Below are 353 nucleotides of genomic sequence, written 5' to 3'. Positions count from 1 at the left end.
CAGATATTCAGGAAGTTGTGGTAACAGGGGCTTTAGGAATGAGAAAAAGAGATGAGCGAGTTGCAGCATCAGTTTCCGAGCAGAGAAGAGAGCGGCAGATGAGCCTTAAAGAAATGTCTTATGTGGCATCAAATGCACCTCAGGCACTTCAGGGAAGAGTTGCAGGGATTCAGGTCGGAAGAAGATCTGAAAATGAAAGCAGTTCGGCGATCATCAATCCCGGTAAAATAAAAACAGTTGAGGTAGAATCCAAAGCGGAATATATGAAGCTTTTCAGAGCAACAAATAATCCTGAAGCCATTTACAGTATCTATCTTCAAAACAGAAAAAAATATGAGAACCTTCCTCAATAC

General features: G+C 41.4%; 1 protein-coding gene. It reads left to right on the top strand.

Going from position 1 to position 353, the window contains the following annotated elements; all coding sequences use genetic code 11:
- On the top strand, positions 1–353 hold a 353-nt coding region (locus tag ACPYOJ_RS34830; RefSeq protein ID WP_481420301.1), incomplete at both ends, for a hypothetical protein.

This window comes from Rhizobium sp. SVR5-9E, assembly GCF_056755095.1.
Note: the sequence above shows the minus strand (reverse complement) of the source record. Positions and strands in the feature narration are given on the sequence as shown.